Genomic DNA, 787 nt, shown 5'->3' on the forward strand with positions numbered 1-787 from the left:
ACGTCCACCGACGGGGATCGCCTGAGCTCGGCCACCCCGGGGACGTCGCGGGTGAGCATCTCGGGCGCGGCGTACTCGGGCGTGCCGTTGCGCCAGACGTCGTTTCTCATCGTGAAGGACGCGTCCTCGCGCTCGATGCTCGAGCTCCCCAGGTCGACGTGTGAATTGCTCGCCCGCATCGGTGCCTGGCTCCAATGCGGGCGAGGCCGGGAAGCTCGCAACCTTGATTTGAGCTCCGGTAAAACGCGCGGGAATCGGGGAGGGTCGGTAATCCTGCACCGGAATCGGGGAGGGTCGGTACTCGCGCACGGGAATCGGGGACCGTCGGTAGCCGCTGCGCCAGAATCGTCGACCGTCGGTACCGACCCTCCTGGATTCACGTGCGAAGAAGGGCGCTTCTCACCGGAAACCACGACCGTCGTTAGCCGTTGTGCCGGAAACCCGGACCGTCGGTACCGACACTCCCGGATTCCCGTGCACGATTACCGACGGTCTCGGTTTTTCGTGCAGCTGAATCCGCTGCGGCACTGCTTCTTTGTGCGATGACTTTACTGATGGCCCCGCAGGCCCCAGCGCCGGGCCTCAGCCGCGAACCCCAGCCTCGAGTCGCCTACCTCGCCGTGCGCATGACTAGGAACCTGGTCGAGGACCCCAGCAGGATCTGGTCGGCGTTCTGGATGGCGACGGGGCGGTCCGGCTCCACGCGGATCGGCTTCCTCCCCTGCGCGGGCGACCCACCGGGGACGACCCAGGTCCCGTTGGTGGAGCCGAGGTCCGCGAGAAGCCA

General features: G+C 67.0%; 1 protein-coding gene. It reads right to left on the reverse strand.

Annotated elements, in window-relative coordinates; all coding sequences use genetic code 11:
- Nucleotides 1-610: 610 nt before the first annotated feature.
- Nucleotides 611-787: FHA domain-containing protein (locus ACT84W_RS08535; RefSeq protein ID WP_444328904.1), on the reverse strand; the 177-nt coding region annotated here is incomplete at its 5' end.

Source organism: Paratractidigestivibacter sp. (genome assembly GCF_052362415.1).
Classification (GTDB): Bacteria; Actinomycetota; Coriobacteriia; order Coriobacteriales; family Atopobiaceae; genus Paratractidigestivibacter.